Source organism: Spiroplasma sabaudiense Ar-1343 (genome assembly GCF_000565215.1).
Lineage (GTDB): Bacteria > Bacillota_I > Bacilli_A > Mycoplasmatales > Mycoplasmataceae > Spiroplasma_B > Spiroplasma_B sabaudiense.
Genome location: NZ_CP006934.1, coordinates 207,907 through 227,264, shown reverse-complemented (window position 1 = coordinate 227,264; position 19,358 = coordinate 207,907). Strand labels below are relative to the sequence as shown.

Genomic DNA, 19,358 nt, shown 5'->3' with positions numbered 1-19,358 from the left:
TCAAAGTCTCCTTTTTTCTATTATAAATGATTTTTTTAAAAGATTTCAAATTTAATGCGACATTCTTGATTGCGGCATCTAAATTGTACTACCGGGATTACTTCTTTCTCCCTAATTTGATAAGTTAAGCAGCTAGCCATTCTACCATGACCACTTGTACAAGCTGCACGACTATTCAAATTTTTGTTATTAGCATTTATTACTGGCGACTTAAAGTTATATATAAAGTAAGCTTCACTAAATAATCTTTGATTGGCATCACTTTGATCAACAATTTTAACAAATTGAACATTCTCATAATTTAACTTTTGCTCACGAAAGAGCTTTTTTAATTTTGAATATAAGCGCTTACGTTTAGTGCTTGTTTTAGGATTAATATCTTTTAAATGCGTTTTTCAACGTACTCAAATATTTTTGGATTCTCCAACATATGTTAAGACAACATTCCCTGATTTATCTTTTAGATAAATTAAATAAACTCCAGCCCCTAATAAATCTTCTGTTTTTTTAGTTTCAAAAATTTCTTTGTAACTAAAAACTCTGAAATTCGCTTCAATATTAGTTACTAAGCGGTTTTGAAAATCTTGGGCAAAGTGGTTAGTTTTGGGGTTGTTATGTAGTTTAGCTTGTCTTAGTAGACGATATCTTGTATAAGAATTATACAACAAGTGTTTTTCGTCATCATTAAAATTGGAAGAATCCAATTTTAATGTTGCCATTAATTTATCATAATTCATATTATTGATTATTTGCTGTGTTTTGCACAAACAAAAATTTCATCATCAACTCCACCAACTAAGCCTTGTTGCATCTTACCAAATAGAATTCCAGCAGCACCCTTCGGGGCTCCATTTTTTTGTTGCTCAGCAACACATTTAAAACATTTTGAATTGAAATCACTCATATTTTATTCTCCTTTTAAATTATTATACCTTGATTTTTACAAAAAAAGGCTTTATATTACCAGTAATATAATTTATAAATTATATTAAAAAATTTAAATTCTCTTGAAGTAATTTTTTTGAAAAATTGATTTATGTTAAAATCAAACAAACGAAAGGATTTAAAAATCATGATTGAATTATTAAAAAAACTAGAGCCTTTAAATCTTGAAAAAACAAAATTTATTGGTTATGAAAACCTCGATGCTTCAGCTAAAGTTCTAGGTCTTTACAATAAAGAAGGAATTGGAGTCCAACATTTAACGGGGACTGGGTTTGTAATTTTTGATCAAACACCATTTTATGCAATATCTGGAGGCCAAGATAGCGATAAGGGACACTTAATCTTTAATCAAGTTGAAATCGAAATAATTGACGTTCGAAAAGATGTTATTCCAGGATATTTCATTCACGAAGTTAACCTGAGCGAACAAGAACTTAGAATTGGAGATTTAGTTGACTTGAGAGTCTGTGCAGATTTTAGGTATAATTCCTCGCTTAATCATTCCGCTTTACACATTACTTGACAAACAATTTTAAACAATGTTGGCCATTATGTTGAAGAGCTTGGGAGTAAATTAAATGATGAGAGGTATCAACTACAATTTTGCAATGATGAAATGATAACTCCCCAGTTGGTTTTGAAGGCTGTTGAGCAAATTAATAGTAAAACAATTCCAGAAAAAATTAAATCAAAAATCTTTTTTGTTACCCAAGAAGAAGCAGAAGCTAAGAACTATTTATTTGAGTTTACAAAAATAGCTCCCGGTGAAATGGTTCGAATGGTGGAGTTTCCCGGAATTGTTATTGAACCGTGTAGCGGAACTCATATTGACAGTACCGAAGAGTTGAAAAAAATTTGGTTTATGAATTTTACCAAAACAAATAAAGCAGTTATTATTGATATGACAACAAATCCTGCAGTTGCGAAGAATTACTTTAAAACTAAATTAGAAGACCGCCTTAAAGAAATAGAGAGCCAAATTTCAAAGGCATTAGAAGCTGGGATGAGAGATAGTTTTGATGAACAGTTAAAAGTTGCTAGAAACTTGGTAGAGGCAAATAATTACATTGCTATTAAAGAATTAAATGAGATTGGCTTAAATATTACAGCCCTTATTAACAAATTTTTAAAAAATCTGGAGCAAGAAAATATTAAACAGTTTTTAAGTCAAGATTTTCAGCCAAAGATTATTAAAGACAAATTTTATTATATTGAAACCAGCAATGAAAATTATACAAATAAATTATTGATTTCTAAGGCGTCATTGTTGGCAAATGAAAATCCAGAAAAAGTTATTATTTTAGCAAACCAAGGTCAAACAAACAGTAATGCAGTCTTGGTTTGCAATCAAAAAGCTAACTTCAATGTTAAATTATGATTTGATGAAAAGTTGGCTGATAAAACCGGCTTTAAAGGTGGGGGCGGGCCTCTTATTATTCAAATTTTTTCTCCCGCAAAAGAGGATTTTAAAACCATTAAGTCAGCCCTAGAAGAATAGAGTGTTTTTTTAACCATAACTTAAAGTTATGGTTTTTATTTTGAAAATAAAAAAACCTTTTGACTGATGAATCAAAAGGTTAAGGTTTTAAAAACTATTTTAATATTTCGTTTATTTTAACAGCCACGCCATGTTTTTTGTGATGCAAGGTAACTTCGTTTGCACTCTCTTTGATGGCATCTGGTGCATTTCCCATCGCTACTCCAGTTCCAGATCACTGCAAAGCTCTTAAGTCGTTTTCACCATCTCCAAAATAAATGATTTCCTCTGGCTTGATTTTCATTTTATCTGCTACCATTTTTAAAGCAGTTGACTTGTCAACACCAGGAGGGTTCACTTCAAGATTTGTAGTTCCTTTAGCAATATAACTTCAAGAAAAAGTTTCAAATTTATGCTTTTCCATTTCCTGACGAAAGCTTTTCATGTTCTCGCTTTTACCATAGCAAATAAACTTCATTATTGTCATTGGTTTATCAGTTTTATCAAAAAGGAGTGCTTTTCTTTTACTTATTCTTCGTAGCACTCATACAAAAAGACCACGCTTTTTGTTAACATAAGCATATCTGTCATCTTCACAATAAGAAAATAAAAGTATTTTGTTTTGTTTTGCCGCTTCAAAAACTATATCACTTTGTGACTTTTCAAATCCTTTTTTATATGTGATGTTTAAGTCATTGTTTTCGTCCCAATAGTGAATCATTCCCCCATTTAAAGAAATAATCGGACTTTTATCATTGTGTGAATTAATTTGCTCAGCAACTTTTCTAATTTTTGTTATGTTTCTACCTGTGGCGATAACAACAGAAATTCCCTGATCTTTAGCCTTTTGGATGGCCGCGATATTTTCTTTAGAAACTTTACTTTTCTTTAGTGCCAAGGTTCCGTCAATATCAACAACTATCATTTTTATCATAAAATACCTACTTAATTAAATCTAAGATTTTTTCTTTGGGAAAAAATCCAGTTAACCTTTCTTTTACTTTACCATTTTCAAATAATATTAGCGTAGGAATTGACATAACTTGAAAGCTTTGAGCAACTTCAGGAATATCATCAACGTTTAATTTTGCGATTTTTGTATGTGATTGTTCGTTTGAAATTTCCTCTAAAATTGGTGCAATCATTTTACATGGACCACATCAATCTGCATAAAAATCAACTAGTACCTTATCTGTTTTTATTACATCATTAAAATTATCAACTGATGTTATTTGTATTTTTGACATAATATTTTCTCCTTTATTTGCAATCTTTTAAAATTACATTTTCTATATATTGTGAAACTCCATTTTCGTTGTTGTTTTTTGTTCTATCATCTGCCAATTCAATTAATTGAGTAATGGCATTTTCCATCGCAACTCCAACATTTACCTTTTCAAACATTTCAAAGTCATTAAAACTATCTCCAAAAGCATAAGATTTCGAAGTCTTTTTATCAAAGCCTAAGTATTCACAAATTTTTCTTACTGCTAGCCCTTTATTAACGCCTTTATTAATTACCTCAAACACGCGCTTTGTATATTTTTTAATGTCAACATTGGGTAATTTGTTTATATAATTTTGAAAAAATTGTTCGGCATTTTCATCTGTTGAGTCTTTTTCCAAGACTATTGTCAAATGAGTAATGGGTTTAGTAATCTCAACAACTGTTTCTATTATATTATAATCCATTTTCATTAAATCACTTCAGTATTTTGAATTTTCTCCCATTCCGTATACATAAACAGTGTCATCAGCAAAATAATGGACCTTAATTTTGCCAATTTTACCAAAAGTTTCTTTAAAAATGGTCTCAATAGTGTTTCGATCAATATAGCTTTCAAAAATTCATTTTTTTGTTTTAAAATCATATATTTTAGCGCCGTTTGCTCCTGCAATTATACCTCCATATTGATCTAGTTTTAAAATCTTACCCTGATTTAGGATATCAACTGGTGATCTTGCTGTAATAGGACAAAAATATATGCCATTTTCATATAGTTTAGATACAGTATTTTTAGTTTCGGTTGAAAATAAATGATTATCCCCCAATGCTGTGCCATCTAGGTCACTAAAAATAATAAGATCTTTTCTCATAAAATTCCCCTTTATACTTAAATATAACACAGTCTAAGCGATTTTTACCTTTTCACGATTGACTTTATTTTTTTGATTACTATTGGGTTCAATAATTGCTATGAAATATTAATATTTAATTCAGGGTTTGCGCCTCGTTATCGACTGGCGGATTATTATCTCCTTCAATGATTTTGTCTCCCTCAAGAATAAAAATTCCTGTGATGATTCCAAGTATAGGACAAAAAGCCATTGCCATGTAGGCAATATTTTTATGGCCGGGAAAATTCTGATTTTTTATATCTTTTTTTAGATAAATTTCAATCGTGATCGGCATGACTAGTAACAAAATTGCTATGCCTGTAGCGAAACAAAAGTATGTAAAAGTAACTCCTGCCCAGAAGCTTTGATAAGATAACAATATTATTGTTAGGACTGCGGAATATCCTCCAAAAAATCCATACAAAGCAGCAATGATACCGATAAATACAAAATTACAAATTCTAGCTTTTTTATAATATTTTACTTTCATTATTTCTCCTTTTTTATAGTATATCATAAATAAAAATCACACTAATCTTCTAATCCTATTTGAAGAGAATGTCATAATTATAAAAAATCACCATTCTAGGTGAGAAATATTTTATAAATCTGATTAAGATAAAATTTTGGCAATAAAAAAATAACGCCCAGCTTCTCAATTTTGAGATGCCGGCGTTATTAAATTGTAAAGAAAAATACACATTGAATATTTTAAAAGCAAAGTGCATTTATTTTTAAACTTAATTAATTTGTCTGACATTTATTAAGTGCAATTAAATGATATGCAAATCAAATTATCTACTTGAAGTATTAGCCAATTCAATATGATTGTGTTGGTTTAATCGCAGTGATGATATTATTTGAAGCCTGAGCAATTGATCAAGCGGGTTGAAAAATTTGCATTCCAGGGAGCATAGAATTAACTGCCCCGCCAATTTGTAAAAGATCTCCGACATAGTTTTTTGGTTCTTGAACTGTATCTGGGACTTTCTTATTTCCAAAGCTTATATCGTAATTTTTACCATTGTTTGAACTTAACAATAAATTGCCTCCATTATTTTCAATATTTGAATTTATAGTATTAATATTTGACACATTTTCATTATTAATTTGTGACGGACTAACAACATTGATTCCGCCAGTAACTATTGAAAAAAATATACTCATTTACTTATTCCCTTCCTTTCTCTTAAAAATAATTGAAACTAAATACCTACCAGGTTAAATTAATTCATATTTAATCTCCTTTTCAGGATACTACCTTCTTCATAATATACAAGTTAAAAATTAAAAATAATTATAATTTAAATCAACACTTTTTTAAATTAAGTACTAAAATGAATGAGTATCAATCATTGTCGTAGATAGATTCTTAGAAGGGAAATTTATTATGTTAATTTTCTACCAAAAATTATGTACACCAGCAGTCGCTTTATTAATCATTGAAAATATAATTCTATTTTGTTTAATAATCGTCAACAATGAAAGAATTGAACGAACAAACAAATACTACAAAAAAGATTTGGCCATGTATAGAATAAAGCTCAAATTTACAGAGCGAGGTAATTATTTCAAAACGAAATACTTATTTTTTTTAGTAATAATGACCTGTACATTCTCACTAAGCTTATTGCTAACTTTATTTGTTTACTATAAATCGAACATAGAAGTAAAAAAATGGGCGTATTTAATTTTATGAACTTATATTTATTTTTTGATAATAAAAATTTATTTTGATCCCGATACTCTTTTTATTGGAAGCGAAAGTTATTTTAAAGCTTCAGATGTGATGAGTAATTTAAAAACCCTGAGCTATAATTTTAAAATTAAAAATGACCTTGACTTAAATAAAATTGAAAAAAGTGAAATTAATAAAATTTTAATTAAATACACAAATGATTTAAACCACTTAATAAAAAACAGAAACATTTGCTTAAAAAAAATAAAAAAGAGAGGTTTTGAAAACGATTTAATTTATGATAATTTTATTAAATTTTTATTTCGAAAACAAAATCAAATTGAGAGCATTGAAAAACTATGAAATCAAAACATCAAAAAACCAGATTCTGCGAATATTCTAATTGGTCCAAATATTATTGATATCAAAGCGGCTTTATTGGAAGCTACAATTGAAAAATACTTTGCCATAGAAAAATCATAAAATAAGTTATTATTTTTTTAGCAGATTTAATTTAACAACTGTTGTGCATAATTAAACTACCAATTATTTTAAAAAATAAACATCCAGTTAAAGTCTTTAAAAATATGTGCATTTTATATATTTTTCGCAATTGCGGTTTATGAAAAAAAACACTAGATATTAATTTTAGTAAATTATTAGAATATATTTTTTAGATTTAAACATTTTTTTATCCAAATTATTTTACAATGTTTACATGCTTTTTTATTTAATTAAATTTGAAATTTTGATTTAAAATTTTGATTTTGCAAGTTCTAATAAAAAATTCCTTCTCAACTTTATGCAAAAAAACTTTGAAAACTATACTTGACAATAAATAGTACTTGTTATAATATAGTAATTGAGGTAAGAAAAATGACTAAAAATAATCCAGAACAAAACGAAAAAGCCAAAAAAGATAAGGCTAAAATTAAAAAAGAACAATGGTTGAAAAAATTAGAAAAATCGCTATTACTATTAGAAAAGAGCGATCGTGACGATATCATCAATTCTTATTCAGAAAAAATTAACATTGAGTTAGCTGAGGGTAGTCAAATTAATGATATCCTAGAATCTCTAGAACCTGTAAGCACTATTAGTGAAAACGTCTACCAAGAATTTAATATTGATACTAATTCCGTTAAAAATGATGAAAAATCTACTGCAGAAAAAATTTGAAAAAACACATGAGTAACTTTTTTAAATATCTTTACCATGATCTTGGGAGTATTCTTGCCAATGATGCTGGCACTAACCTTCTTATTAGCTATCATAGGTATCTTAGTTGCATTTATTCCATTTATTGTCTTTGCATTTATAAATTATGATTTTATTAAGGTGCTACCTTTGGTAATGACTGGAGTTGGTGGAATTCCGCTATTAGCAATTGTTTTATGGTTTATGACAGTCGGGTGCTATCGATTAGGAATCATATCAACCAATGGTTTATTTGCGTCATATGATTCTCAAAGACGAGTTTCAAGGATAGCAATTCCATTTAAAAGAAGAGCTAAAATTGCTTTACTAATAAGTGCCGCTCTATTAACGGGAGTTGGTGGTGGTGGTGCTATTTGGACATTTTCGGGAGAAAATTCAATCGGGGGAGCAATGATCGCTGATAAATATTTTTATCAAACTTCCACTGCTTTAGACCTAAGTGATCAACAAATTACTTCAGACCATCATTTAAGTTATTCAAACTTTCAAATTGAAGGTTTACCATCTAATAATGGTTTGAATAAAGATATTTCTGACAATCGTTTAGTTGGAAATGAACCGATTCAAAATATCGTTGTAAATTTTAGCCATTCGTGAAGAGAAAGTAACATTGGCAATCTAGCAATTGAGTTATTAGAATTTAACATGGGAAAACCCGTATTTAAAATCAGTCTTGACTATTATAACTGGACGTTGGCGATAGTTTCACTTGGAAGTCCGTTACTGGAAATAAAGATAAATTAAGGATTTGGTATTCAATGGATACACAATTAAAAAAAGGAATCTTAGAATTAATAATATTGAAACATTTGCGCGATAAAGACTGTTACGCATATGAGTTAAATAAAATTATAAACAAGGTAATAGAAATTAATGAATCAACCTCCTATGCTATTTTAAAAAAAATGATTAATAAGGGGTACTGCGATTTTTATATGCTTGATTCTGATGGCAATTACCCCGCTAGAAAATATTATAAAATAACCGATCTAGGGCGTGAGGAATTAACAAAGAACATTAAAGCTTGAGAGGAATTTCAGTCAAATATTAATGACTTGTTAAAATAAATACTCGATCTCTTAATTAGATTAAAAATAAATCAGGGTTGACCTAGAAAAATTGCAAAGATTTTGCTGCCACTTATCGCATTTTATCTCCACAATTCAAAATTTAATACTCCTTATAAATAAAAATAATTCTCTTGTTAATTGCATCTATTAAAACATTTATGGTTTTAAACAAAAAGAATTTTTTATTTCCGATCGCACAATGGAACACTATTGATTCAGATTTGTTAAAATTTCATAGATTTTCTGTTTCTATTTTTTCGATTAAAACCAATAGCCGAAAATCCTACTTTTCAAGAGAAAATTATTTAAAATAGTGATCTGCTTTTTTTGCTAATAATTAAAATTTTTGGATGGTTTTTACATCAAATTATTGCTTTTAAAATTTTTTAACTAATAGAAAAAGAGGCCACTTTATAGTGGCCTCTTTTCACAATTATTTTACCTTATTAAATATTTTTAATAAAAACTTCATTCTCTATATAAGGGAGAACTATTAAATTTAAAATTTGTTTTGTTATAACCAAAATCAAAAACTAAATTTCCTAATCCTGAGTTATATTTTCCTTGCGAAAAGAAATTCATTCTAATTGTTGGATTTACTTCCAGACCTGTATTTCAGTCATAAAATTTTACATTACTTCGCGGAGTAGTTGAATGAGACGGCTTAATAAATCGACTCATAGCCGAAGTTCCATTTTCGCTGTTTTCATTGTTTACTAAAATAGCCCAGTCACTTACATAATTTTTTCAATCAGCATTAGCTGACTTAATATAATACTCATCAAAAACAGCTTCAAAAACCTCTTCTGTGTTATACGATTTATTGACAATCATTTGGCCAGCACCAATTGATTGAGGAGCGTCAAATGCTTGAAATAACCTTTGATAGCCATCAACTTTTCAAACAAAATTAGCCTGAACCTCAAACGCTGCGTTGTATCATTTTCTTAAGAGAGTGTTTGTATCTATTTGTTTCGTATTTTGCTTGATCAAAAAGAAGTTTTTTGGTAAGTCCAAAGTAATTCGAACTCCCATTTGATTTGTGAAAGTAACTTGCATACCAGAAATATTTGTTCCATAAACGGCAATAGTTTTATTGTCGTTTTCTTCACTAATCGAGAACTGTGATGAATTACCTTCTATTGATTTGCTCAGAGTTGGAAACACAAATTTTTCTATCGACTCTTTTAAAGCGTAATGATTTAAGGCCCATGATGAATTTGAATCTGCTTTAATTTTACTTAAAACATATGGGGTTAAAACTTTTCTTGGTGTTCCTGTTTTCTCCTCTGTATATGGTAAAACTCATTTTGAAGTAAAGGTGTCAAACTTATCTGGTTGATTTCAATACTCAAACATAGTACCAACACCTACGTGATTTTCTGTCCCAGGAACTACATGTTTGTCATAATAAGTTATTTCTTGGGGTGAAGAATAAGCAGTCATGGCCAACGAGGAATCTAATTTTGCTAAACTCATATCCAAAGTAAATCGTTTTAGAGAAATGTCTGATTCAACTGCAGCTTCAAATAAACTATTAAATCCGTTTAAATAATTTGATTTTTCTAATTCACCAATATTTTTTGTAATATTTCCTGAATCACTTTCTAAGACAAAATGGTTTGCATGCTCAGGTGATGCTAGGTTTTCTGACATTTTCAAAGTTAATTTATTTAACTCTTCTGCAACGTCTTTTTCTTGAAATATAGAGATACTTGAATTATAATTTAATGTTTCGTATTCATTTTGACCCATTTTATTCTTATAAACAGCGACACTAGAAATTCTAAAATTAATAGAAACAATGTCGTCACTTGTTTTGGTAATTGTAATATAGTCGAAATCAAATCTGGTTTGTAATGGATTTGCTCCGTCAACTAGTAGTTTACGGTAGTTAACATTGTTTACAATGTCATTTTTCACATTTCCCAAGACATTGTCTCAACCTACCAATTGTGACAAGTCATTTTTGATATTATTGAATTCATCTGTTCCATGATTTATTATAACTGGGGCGTTTGCATTGACAACTAATTTAAAAATATTTTCGAAATTAACATAATCTAGAAAATCAATTTTTGATTCATCAGTAAAAAAATAAGGATTCAGTTCTTTACTCATCCCAATTTGAAATGATTCTTTTAAAGAAGACAACATTTCAGATAGGGTGGCCTCGTAGTCAAATTCTGATCCATTAGAATTGTCTCTTTTTCCACAAGCCACTGCCGCAAGTGGCGCCGACACCAAAATAGATGCGGAAGCTATAATTGACAAAAGTTTTTTCATTTTATTCTCCTTATAATGCATTATTTGCATATAATAATTCTATCACACTTATAAGTTAATTTATTAATTTCTATATTTTTTTAAATATTTTCAAACCTCAAGTCAATTCGTTCTTTTCATTTATCAAAAATCTTTATAAAAATAGTGGCTGAGAAATATTTTTACAAATTTGTTGACCACTAAAACAACAATTTAAATAAAACTAAATTTGATTATGTCTTTAAAAAAGTGTGAGACTCTTATCGGTAATATGCCGCTTAGCATTGTCAAGGTATGGCGATGTTTTAATTTAATATATATTATTAAGGGATAGCCATAAATTTAACTTTTGTAATTCTATTTCTTCTAAATATAGTTTGAGACCGTTTTGAGTAATAGTCTTATATAAGTTCTCAAGCTTAAAAGCTTGAGATTCGGCCAGTTAGGCTCCCTCTTCAATTTTTTTTATTATACCTATTTTTTTCAAATCCAATTACCAAACCTAATAAAAATTCCTTGACACAAGAACAAGAATTGCTTTTTTGTGAATTATAAACCGCCAGTTTCCGTTTTCATTTTTTATCGTGATCATTATTTGCTTAAAATTGTTCACTTGCTGTTTTCCTTGAAATTTTGAACATTCAAAATGACAGTCCGTGAACTTTTTTAAAAAACTCTTGCTTTTTTTCGCTCAAGCCTAAAAAGTGATTTTGAAATATCTCAAAATATTCTAATTTTGAGATATTTAGCATTTGATTATTCAAATCAATAATAGCTTCAATTGTTAATGTATTTTCAATCGCTATTTTATTGATTTATCTTAACCCCGTCTTACCTTATCTCATACTTTTATTATTCTTTATTGGAGTTTGTAAAAAAGTAAAAAATAGATGCATTAACTACAGACTTAATTTTTAATGATAATTATTTTTCTAAAATTATTACTTTTTAAAGTTCATTAGTTAGAAAAATGGCGATTTAAGCTGGATGAATATAATTTTAAAAACCGACTCGAGTGAGTCGGTTTAAACATTTAAAAAGGCTATCAAAATTTGCAAATTATATTTCAAACTTAGAAACTACTTTTTTTAAATTCTTAAATATTACTTGTTTTTATCTTTAACTATGGTTAATTTTATTTTTCTCCTGATTTATTAAGCCAGTTTTTATATTTGCTCCTAGACGAAAATTTATTGAACCATTTTTTGAAATAACTCGATGGCAAGGAATAAGCAACAAAATGTTATTTTTTCCAAGTGCGCTACCAACGGCTCTAACAGCATTAGGGTTATTAATTTTTTTGCTAATCTCCCAATATGTAGTTGTTTTACCTCAAGGGATATCGAAGGCTGTTTTTCACACATTTAATTGAAAGTCTGTTCCAAAAAAATAGAAATCTTCAATTGCAAGTTTCAATTCATTTTTAAAATATGATTCCAATATCTTCGTACTCAAATAAATTAAGTCATTTTTTTCGTTTAAGACAACTTTGTATTTTTTAGAAAAACTAAGTAAATCCGCGAGTGCTGATTCTCCAAAACTCAAAAAAGCAATTTTTTCTTGACAAAATCCAATTATAAAATTTTTGTCTTCAATATCCAGTTTACATCAATTTAAAGTTCTTAAATTTGACATTATATTTTAAACCAAATTATTATAGGGAAAATTATTAATTAAAAACAATTGTCATCCTGGATTGGGAGAAAACTTTGGATAAATTTTTTGAAAAGCTTTTTGAGCTGCCTTAAAACTTGTTGCTGGAATTTTCTTGTTTTTAACCAGGTACATGAAAACAATCGAAGCGCTTCGATTGACTCCCCAAATACAATGAACATAAACTTCTTGGTTAGGAATATTTCGCTCCATTAAAGAGATAACTTCACTTAGAGTGCTTTTTGAAATCCCCTCTTCTTTTGGATAATCCTCAAAATTAAAATAATGATGAATTTCGTCTTTTTGAAAGTGACTTGTCTCACCGCTATTTTGCTCATTAAAAATCTCCTCAGCACAAGAAATGATTAATTTGCTTGTTTCCGGGGCGGAATGGCGGTCACCTAAATATAAATTATCAACTATTTTTTTCATAATATCCCTCAAATCTTTCAACCTAATTATACATAAAAAATCGCGGTTTTATTATCCTTCTTTTAAAAGAACATTCTTTAAAATAAAAAAGCGGTTTTACTCGCTTTTTTCTGCTATATTTAGTCCTTCTGAGGCCATTTTTTGATAATATGGCTTCTTGATCATTCTGTTGCTTGCAAAAGTATACAAGACAGAAAATCCCAGTAGCATTCCAGATATTCCGATAAATGCCATAACAAATCATACAACTCCCAAGTGAGCGTGAATATTTAAGAAAAAGTATGGGTATAATAAGTCTTTAAAATACTCTCCTGATGCAAAACGTAATTCACCTCTAACCATTGCAAAAATACAATATGCTAAAGTTCCCATTCAAATATAAATAAATTTATTTTTCATAATCTCTTTTAGGCTAACATGAGTTTTATTTTCCATAAAAAATACAAAATAAACAACCATGACAATTGGGTTAACCATATGGTCTATAATTGTTGTTGCTTGATCGCTGGCTGAGCTTGGTCAACCTTCAACTGGAATCAAAACAAAATTATAAACGATAAAAGTTACTGAAATATAAGTTGAAATCGCTAAGGCATATCCCTGTGATTGAAAACGATTTTTGTTCTCATTTTTATGAAAAATACCTGAATAAATTAGTCAAGTAATAACTAAAATATTTGATAAAAATGTATACGTTGTAATAAATTCTTCAGTATACAATTGGTAGTTTCCATTGTAAGTATTGGTTATATAATCCAGGTTTAGCATACCTGATATATAAGCTCACAATAAGATACAAAAGCCGTTTATTCCGAAAATAAGTTTGTAACTTATTTTAAATGCTTTGTAATTCATAATTTTCTCCTTCTCATAGATATTATTATATCAATAAAATTGAATAAATTATGAAAGTTTAGATTTTAGAATTATTTTATCGCTTCATCAATAAATAATTTCATAATATAAATATTTTCAGATTTTGAATTAGTGTTAATTAAGATTTTTGCTAGTGCCAGATTAGTAATAAAAATATAATATTTTAAAGCTTTTAAGTCTAACTCGCTTGTAAAACTATTATCAGTCATGATATTTAAAATATTACCTAAATCAGTATATAACTCAAACTTTCTTAGTTTTCCAATCGAACTTTGAAAATTTAAGATAAGTTTTGCGCGAGCCTCTAATGGAGCCTCACAAATTTTGGTCATTTCTTCAATAACTATATTATTAATATCAAAGAAATTAATATATTCAACTAACTTAAACTCCCTATCTCGATAATAAAGAGCCAAACTTTTAATATAATCTTTGGAAATATAAATAATCAAAAATGAATCAATTGTTGGGATGACTATTTCAATAACTGATTTTGTCCCTTCTTCATCAAAAGACATATTAGCTAAAATTAAGATTTGAACAATAAAAATTAGGTAGGTATAAAAACAACTATAAAGAAGCCTGGTTAAATTGGGAAACTTTTTATGATCAATTTTATCCATTAAATCTAAAAAAATTAAATCATAAACTTTATTAGCATTAAAGTCTTGTGGGCTTATTTTTTCCATCTCACAATACTTGTTGGTTCAAAAACTTGAAATAAAAGAGTCATTTATCTTATAATTGGCCAAAGTTAGGCTCCCGATTCGCAATAAAATTAGGGCTGTAAATGAAAGCGAAATAAATAAAAAAACAAAATCGTTTTTGAAAAACGTTGCGACATTGGCTGCTTTGAAAAAATAAATAATTCCTACTGAAATTACATATATTGAGGCTAGTGTTAACAATATAATTTCTAAAATTGGCTTTTTCATTCGTTTTCCAAAAATAGTTAACTTTAGGTCACGAAATATCTTATCTACGTTTTCATCGTGAAAATACTTTTCAAGAAAGTTTTTGTAAACAACGTCATGGGCTAAACTATTATCTTCAATTTTATTTTTCATTTTTACCTCTATTTATTATAATTCTACATTAAATTGAAATATTTTGCTAAATATAATAAAAAAACTAAAACATAAAATGTTTTAGTTTTTAAATAACTTATTGATTAATTATTTGATCATTTATCACGAGGTTTAATTACACGATCAATTCAGTCTCCTGAAAAGGCACGAGCAAAGTCGTATTGTTCTAAATAAGCTAATCCGTGTGTTACAAGACTTTTGTTAACAGCATTGATGTTGTTTTGACGTCCACGGTCATCATTCATTGATCACATTGAAACGTAAGCTAAACCAACATTGTTTGCTCAGTTATAAAGTTCTTTAGCATCTTCTAAAGTAAATACTCCTTCAACAGTATCATTTACACCAATCATTGGTGTTGCTGCTAATAATTTATAAACTTTATCAATTGAAATGGTTTCACCATAATTATTGAAAATTGAAGTTGCTATGTTGTTTTTAGTTGATAATAAAGCATCTTTTGCTAGGTCAAAGTTTGTTTTTCCTTGCGCAATTGCTTGTAAGTACATTGGGTTACCATAATCCATTAACATTAGGTTTGTTACTGGAATATCAGTTCATGAAAGACCTGCTTTGTTGTATTCTTCTACAAAAATGTCTAATACTTTATATCCAACTGGAGTTAATCCTGTTGGTAAAACTGGTAGAGTAAGTGAGAAGTCTCATCTTTTGTCTAATTTTTTCATTTTTGCTAAAGTTTTTGCTAAAACACGTAATTCATTAATATTTTCTTGTGCATGACCTTCAATATCAAAGTCAATTGCTCTAGTCATTGGTTGTCCAACTAAGTCTGCGATTTCTTTTTGGAAATCTGTTAAACCTTTAGTTAAGATTTCTGTGGCTTTGTTGAAGTCACCATTTGCTAGTTTGTAAGCAACATTTCAAGGATTTTTTTCAGTCATTCCCCCAGTTGTAGCTCCCCCGTAGGCAACTTTAATATTTTTAAAGTGACCTTTTTTAACGATTGGATCTAAAACTTTGGCTTTTAATTGATTTTGTTCTCAATATGTATAACCTTCGTTATTTTTTTCAAGACCAGCAAATGAAATTTCTAAACTATCATTGTGTTTGTTTACTTGTTGTGCAAATGCTAGAGTTAAGTGGTCAAAACCTTTAACTCCTGATTGTCCATTTGAACCATTGTAAATTTCATCAATGTTGTTTCCTTCTCATAAACCTGCGTCTAAATATGGTGAAAAGTAAGCACTTGAATTTTTTGTTTTTTGTGTGATTCAGTTGTTGTTTTTAGCACGAACTGGGTTTGCATCTAAGCGATCACGATATAAACTTTTATTGTTTGGAACTACTCCTGGATCAACTGGTGCGGTTGGACCTGTATCTCCTCCACCACCAGGTAAAGTAGTTTCTCCTCCAACTCCAGCTCCATCTCATCCACCATCAGATTCTAGACCTTGAAGTTTTGTGTTACCGTTGATTTTATCAACATCTAAGTAACCTTTTAATTTAGCTACTTCAGTTTTGCTTGCTGCTTCTTTTAATGAGCTAGCGTCTGCTAGTTTACCATTTAAAGCTTTTGCATAAGCAAATTCTTCATAACCTGCTCCAGAACGAATGTTTTGATCGATTTTATTTAAATCTGCCAATCCATTTCCTGGTAGGTTATTTGAATCAAAGTATGATGGGTGATCACGAGTGATATAAAACATTGATAATTCTCCAACACCTTTTTCAATTGCGAATTTACGTAATTCTGCAGCATCTTTTGGTGTAAAGTTATAAGTTGCGTTTTCTGCACGACGACCATTTCATGGTGTTACGATCATACGTTTATAAACGTCAGCTGAAGTCAAGCCATTTGAATTTCCGTTTAAAATTTCATGAGTTTTCAATCAATTTTTTTGAGTTGTTTCAATAGCTGATTTCATTTGTTCAACTTCTCAATCACCATTTGGATCTTGAGAATCAGTTGTTAAATATCCTGTTACTAAGTTTAATTTGAAGTTCATTCCCAAGTATTTTGTAAATACATATAATGGTGAGAATTCATCCCCAACGTGTTGTTCTAAACCACTTTGTAAGAAAGCTGGTGAAGTTGCAACTCCATCTTTTGTTGATGAAACAAGTGATAGACGGAAATCTCATTGATTTGTAGTTTCCCCAGCTGCTTCAGCACGTTCTAGCAAGATTTTTAAAGCTCCTGCAAGTAGTTTTTGTGATTCTTTATAACTTCCTTGAGTTGTTAAATACGGTGCTGCAAAATAAAAGTCGAATGAACGAGTTCCATAAGCCTCTGAAATCAATGTTAATTGATCTGCAAATTCTTCTTCGGTTAAGTTATTTTGGTAAGCTGTATGTCACAATGAGTTAGCAAATGGACCAAAAGAAATAGTCATATTTTTTGTATTTAGACCTTCTTTTTTTCATCCATCAAAACGCTCTTGGAATCATTTTTCTGATTGATTATTGTTAAAGTCTTTTGGTGCTGCATCTCACATTGGTGATAATTCACCTTTATCTGAGGCATTTTGCATAAATCCTAAAACAATTCCATCTCCATTAGCAGAATCAATAAGTGATTTGTCATTTGAAATTTGAGCTAAATTGTTGTAGTTTACAACATCTTGGCCTTCGGCTTCAAGAATTTTTTTAGCTTCTTCATAACTTGCTCCTGACTTACTATGTCATTTTAGAGCATACTCGACACTATCTTCAACAATTCCAATATCAGCATATGGCTTAAATACTGGATTGTTAGATTTATTTAAATTGTTTCCAATTAAATTTTCGTTTCCAATAGTACTTTTTAATAATGTTGATGAGGCGCTACGAGCTGATGACCCTTTCTTAGCACCTTGGTTGGTTGTTAATACTTCTGATGTTTTATTTGTTTTTGAACGTTTTGAACCGTTTTTAGAATCTATTTCATTCTTACCAGTTCATTCCGATCCAATCTCAATTTTTCCTTCCGGAACAATTTTATTACCAGTTGACCAATTACATGAAACAACCGTTGCGGCTGTTGGCGCTGTAATTACTAAACTTGATAAAACTATGAGTAATTTTTTCATCTTTTTTCTCCTTAGTATGTACTAATTATATGAAAATTTATTTTTTAAGTCAATTTTCAGGAATTTTTATCGCGTTATACAAAGTTATCCACAACATTTAAAAGGTAGTAAAAATCGGTGTTTTCGAGCTCATATTATACATATTATATTTAATTTGAAGAAAAATTATTTATTTTCATATTTTTTTTAGTTTTAATTATTATTATACCGCCTTTTATTTTTAAAAATAAAAAAAATCTAAATTTAAAATTTAGATTTTTAGAAATAATTGTTATTTTACGATTTCAACAACAGTTCCCGCACCAATGGTACGTCCACCTTCACGAATTGAGAACTTAGTTCCTTGTTCGATGGCAACTGGTTTGATTAGTTCAATATTTAATTCAACGTTATCTCCTGGCATAACCATGTCAGTTCCAGCTGGTAAAGTAACTTCACCAGTTACATCAGTTGTACGGAAGTAGAATTGAGGACGATATTTGTTAAAGAATGGTTTGTGACGTCCCCCTTCTTCTTGAGTTAAAGCATAAACTTGTGCTTTTAATTGAGTATGAGGTTTGATTGATCCTGGTTTTGCAATAACTTGTCCACGTTCAATATCTTCACGGTTTACACCACGTAGTAATGCTCCAACATTATCCCCTGCTTCAGCAAAGTCTAATAATTTTCTAAACATTTCTAATCCTGTAACAACAGTTTTTTTACTTTCTTCATGTAATCCAACGATTTCAACTTCTTCGTTAACTTTTACAATTCCACGTTCAACACGTCCTGTTGCAACAGTTCCACGACCAGTAATTGTAAATACGTCTTCAACTGGCATTAGTAAAGTTTTATCAGTTTCACGAACTGGAGTTGGGATGTATTCATCAACTGCATCCATTAATTCAACGATTTTAGCTTCTCATTTTGCGTCACCTTCAAGAGCTTTTAAAGCACTTCCACGGATAACAGGAGCTCCATCACCATCAAATTCGTATGAAGTTAATAAATCTCTAACTTCCATTTCAACAAGATCGATTAATTCTTCATCATCAACCATGTCACATTTGTTTAAGAAAACAACGATTTTTGGTACTCCAACTTGTCTTGATAAAAGGATATGTTCTCTAGTTTGAGGCATTGGTCCATCAGTTGCAGCAACAACAAGGATTCCCCCATCCATTTGAGCAGCTCCAGTAATCATGTTTTTAACATAATCGGCATGGCCTGGACAGTCTACGTGAGCGTAGTGTCTTTTATCTGTTTTATACTCAACGTGTGAAGTATTAATTGTAATTCCACGTTCTCTTTCTTCTGGTGCGTTATCGATATTTGCATAATCTTTAAATTCTGCACCACCTTTTGCTGACAATACTTTAGTAATTGCAGCTGTTAAAGTAGTTTTACCGTGGTCAACGTGTCCTATTGTTCCAATGTTAACATGCGGTAAACTACGGTCAAATTGTTCTTTTGCCATTTTTTTAAATTCCCTTCATTTTGATATACGACAAATGTCATTTATAATTG

General features: G+C 29.5%; 18 protein-coding genes. 4 read left to right on the top strand and 14 right to left on the bottom strand.

The window, feature by feature from the left end; genetic code table 4:
• Positions 1–35 precede the first annotated feature (35 nt).
• Both SSABA_RS01035 and SSABA_RS05155 read right to left on the bottom strand, forming a co-directional pair.
• Positions 36–719 carry a GIY-YIG nuclease family protein gene (locus tag SSABA_RS01035; RefSeq protein ID WP_148293468.1) on the bottom strand — a complete coding sequence of 228 codons (684 nt, stop codon included), beginning with the start codon at positions 717–719 and terminating at the stop codon, positions 36–38.
• A gap of 26 nt (positions 720–745) precedes the next feature.
• On the bottom strand, positions 746–904 hold the full coding sequence (locus SSABA_RS05155; protein ID WP_169728653.1) for a hypothetical protein: 159 nt from the start codon (positions 902–904) through the stop codon (positions 746–748).
• A gap of 168 nt (positions 905–1,072) precedes the next feature.
• Between SSABA_RS05155 and SSABA_RS01030 the strand changes: the two genes are divergently transcribed.
• Positions 1,073–2,443 carry an alanine--tRNA ligase-related protein gene (locus tag SSABA_RS01030; protein ID WP_025250739.1) on the top strand — a complete coding sequence of 457 codons (1,371 nt, stop codon included), beginning with the start codon at positions 1,073–1,075 and terminating at the stop codon, positions 2,441–2,443.
• Between the two features lie 94 nt (positions 2,444–2,537).
• Here the strand turns inward: SSABA_RS01030 and SSABA_RS01025 are convergent, their stop codons facing one another.
• The 5 genes from SSABA_RS01025 to SSABA_RS01005 all read right to left on the bottom strand — a co-directional run bounded on the left by SSABA_RS01025 (position 2,538) and on the right by SSABA_RS01005 (position 5,707).
• On the bottom strand, positions 2,538–3,356 hold the full coding sequence (locus SSABA_RS01025) for a Cof-type HAD-IIB family hydrolase (protein WP_025250738.1): 819 nt from the start codon (positions 3,354–3,356) through the stop codon (positions 2,538–2,540).
• A gap of 7 nt (positions 3,357–3,363) precedes the next feature.
• Positions 3,364–3,669, bottom strand: coding sequence for a thioredoxin (gene trxA, locus SSABA_RS01020; RefSeq protein WP_025250737.1), 306 nt, complete (start codon positions 3,667–3,669; stop codon positions 3,364–3,366).
• Positions 3,670–3,682: 13 nt separating this feature from the next.
• Entirely contained in the window at positions 3,683–4,519 is an 837-nt protein-coding gene (locus tag SSABA_RS01015) for a Cof-type HAD-IIB family hydrolase (RefSeq protein ID WP_025250736.1), read from the bottom strand.
• Between the two features lie 115 nt (positions 4,520–4,634).
• Entirely contained in the window at positions 4,635–5,030 is a 396-nt protein-coding gene (locus SSABA_RS01010) for a hypothetical protein (RefSeq protein WP_025250735.1), read from the bottom strand.
• Positions 5,031–5,350: 320 nt separating this feature from the next.
• Positions 5,351–5,707, bottom strand: coding sequence for a hypothetical protein (locus SSABA_RS01005; RefSeq protein ID WP_025250734.1), 357 nt, complete (start codon positions 5,705–5,707; stop codon positions 5,351–5,353).
• A 223-nt stretch (positions 5,708–5,930) separates the two neighbouring features.
• On the opposite strand from SSABA_RS01005, the gene SSABA_RS01000 reads away from it, so the two are divergent.
• The 3 genes from SSABA_RS01000 to SSABA_RS00990 all read left to right on the top strand — a co-directional run bounded on the left by SSABA_RS01000 (position 5,931) and on the right by SSABA_RS00990 (position 8,503).
• A complete protein-coding gene (locus SSABA_RS01000; RefSeq protein ID WP_025250733.1) occupies positions 5,931–6,701 on the top strand; it encodes a hypothetical protein in 771 nt (256 codons plus the stop codon).
• A gap of 393 nt (positions 6,702–7,094) precedes the next feature.
• Positions 7,095–8,180, top strand: a complete 1,086-nt coding sequence (locus SSABA_RS00995; protein WP_025250732.1) for a DUF1700 domain-containing protein — start codon at positions 7,095–7,097, stop codon at positions 8,178–8,180.
• A gap of 14 nt (positions 8,181–8,194) precedes the next feature.
• A complete protein-coding gene (locus SSABA_RS00990; protein WP_025250731.1) occupies positions 8,195–8,503 on the top strand; it encodes a PadR family transcriptional regulator in 309 nt (102 codons plus the stop codon).
• A gap of 459 nt (positions 8,504–8,962) precedes the next feature.
• Here SSABA_RS00990 and SSABA_RS00985 read toward each other — a convergent pair whose 3' ends face one another.
• From SSABA_RS00985 to tuf, 7 genes are all read right to left on the bottom strand, one after another.
• A complete protein-coding gene (locus tag SSABA_RS00985) occupies positions 8,963–10,792 on the bottom strand; it encodes a hypothetical protein (RefSeq protein WP_025250730.1) in 1,830 nt (609 codons plus the stop codon).
• 1,098 nt (positions 10,793–11,890) lie between these two features.
• Positions 11,891–12,406 (bottom strand): methylated-DNA--[protein]-cysteine S-methyltransferase, encoded by a 516-nt coding sequence (locus SSABA_RS00980; protein ID WP_051464676.1) that lies wholly within the window; start codon positions 12,404–12,406, stop codon positions 11,891–11,893.
• Between the two features lie 6 nt (positions 12,407–12,412).
• Complete coding sequence (locus SSABA_RS00975; protein WP_038673613.1) at positions 12,413–12,856, bottom strand: dual specificity protein phosphatase family protein; 444 nt, start codon at positions 12,854–12,856, stop codon at positions 12,413–12,415.
• A gap of 96 nt (positions 12,857–12,952) precedes the next feature.
• On the bottom strand, positions 12,953–13,711 hold the full coding sequence (locus tag SSABA_RS00970) for a Pr6Pr family membrane protein (protein WP_025250729.1): 759 nt from the start codon (positions 13,709–13,711) through the stop codon (positions 12,953–12,955).
• A 71-nt stretch (positions 13,712–13,782) separates the two neighbouring features.
• A complete protein-coding gene (locus SSABA_RS00965; RefSeq protein WP_025250728.1) occupies positions 13,783–14,799 on the bottom strand; it encodes a hypothetical protein in 1,017 nt (338 codons plus the stop codon).
• A gap of 104 nt (positions 14,800–14,903) precedes the next feature.
• On the bottom strand, positions 14,904–17,849 hold the full coding sequence (locus SSABA_RS00960) for a lipoprotein (RefSeq protein ID WP_025250727.1): 2,946 nt from the start codon (positions 17,847–17,849) through the stop codon (positions 14,904–14,906).
• A 271-nt stretch (positions 17,850–18,120) separates the two neighbouring features.
• Positions 18,121–19,308, bottom strand: coding sequence for an elongation factor Tu (tuf, locus tag SSABA_RS00955; RefSeq protein WP_025250726.1), 1,188 nt, complete (start codon positions 19,306–19,308; stop codon positions 18,121–18,123).
• Positions 19,309–19,358: the final 50 nt, after the last annotated feature.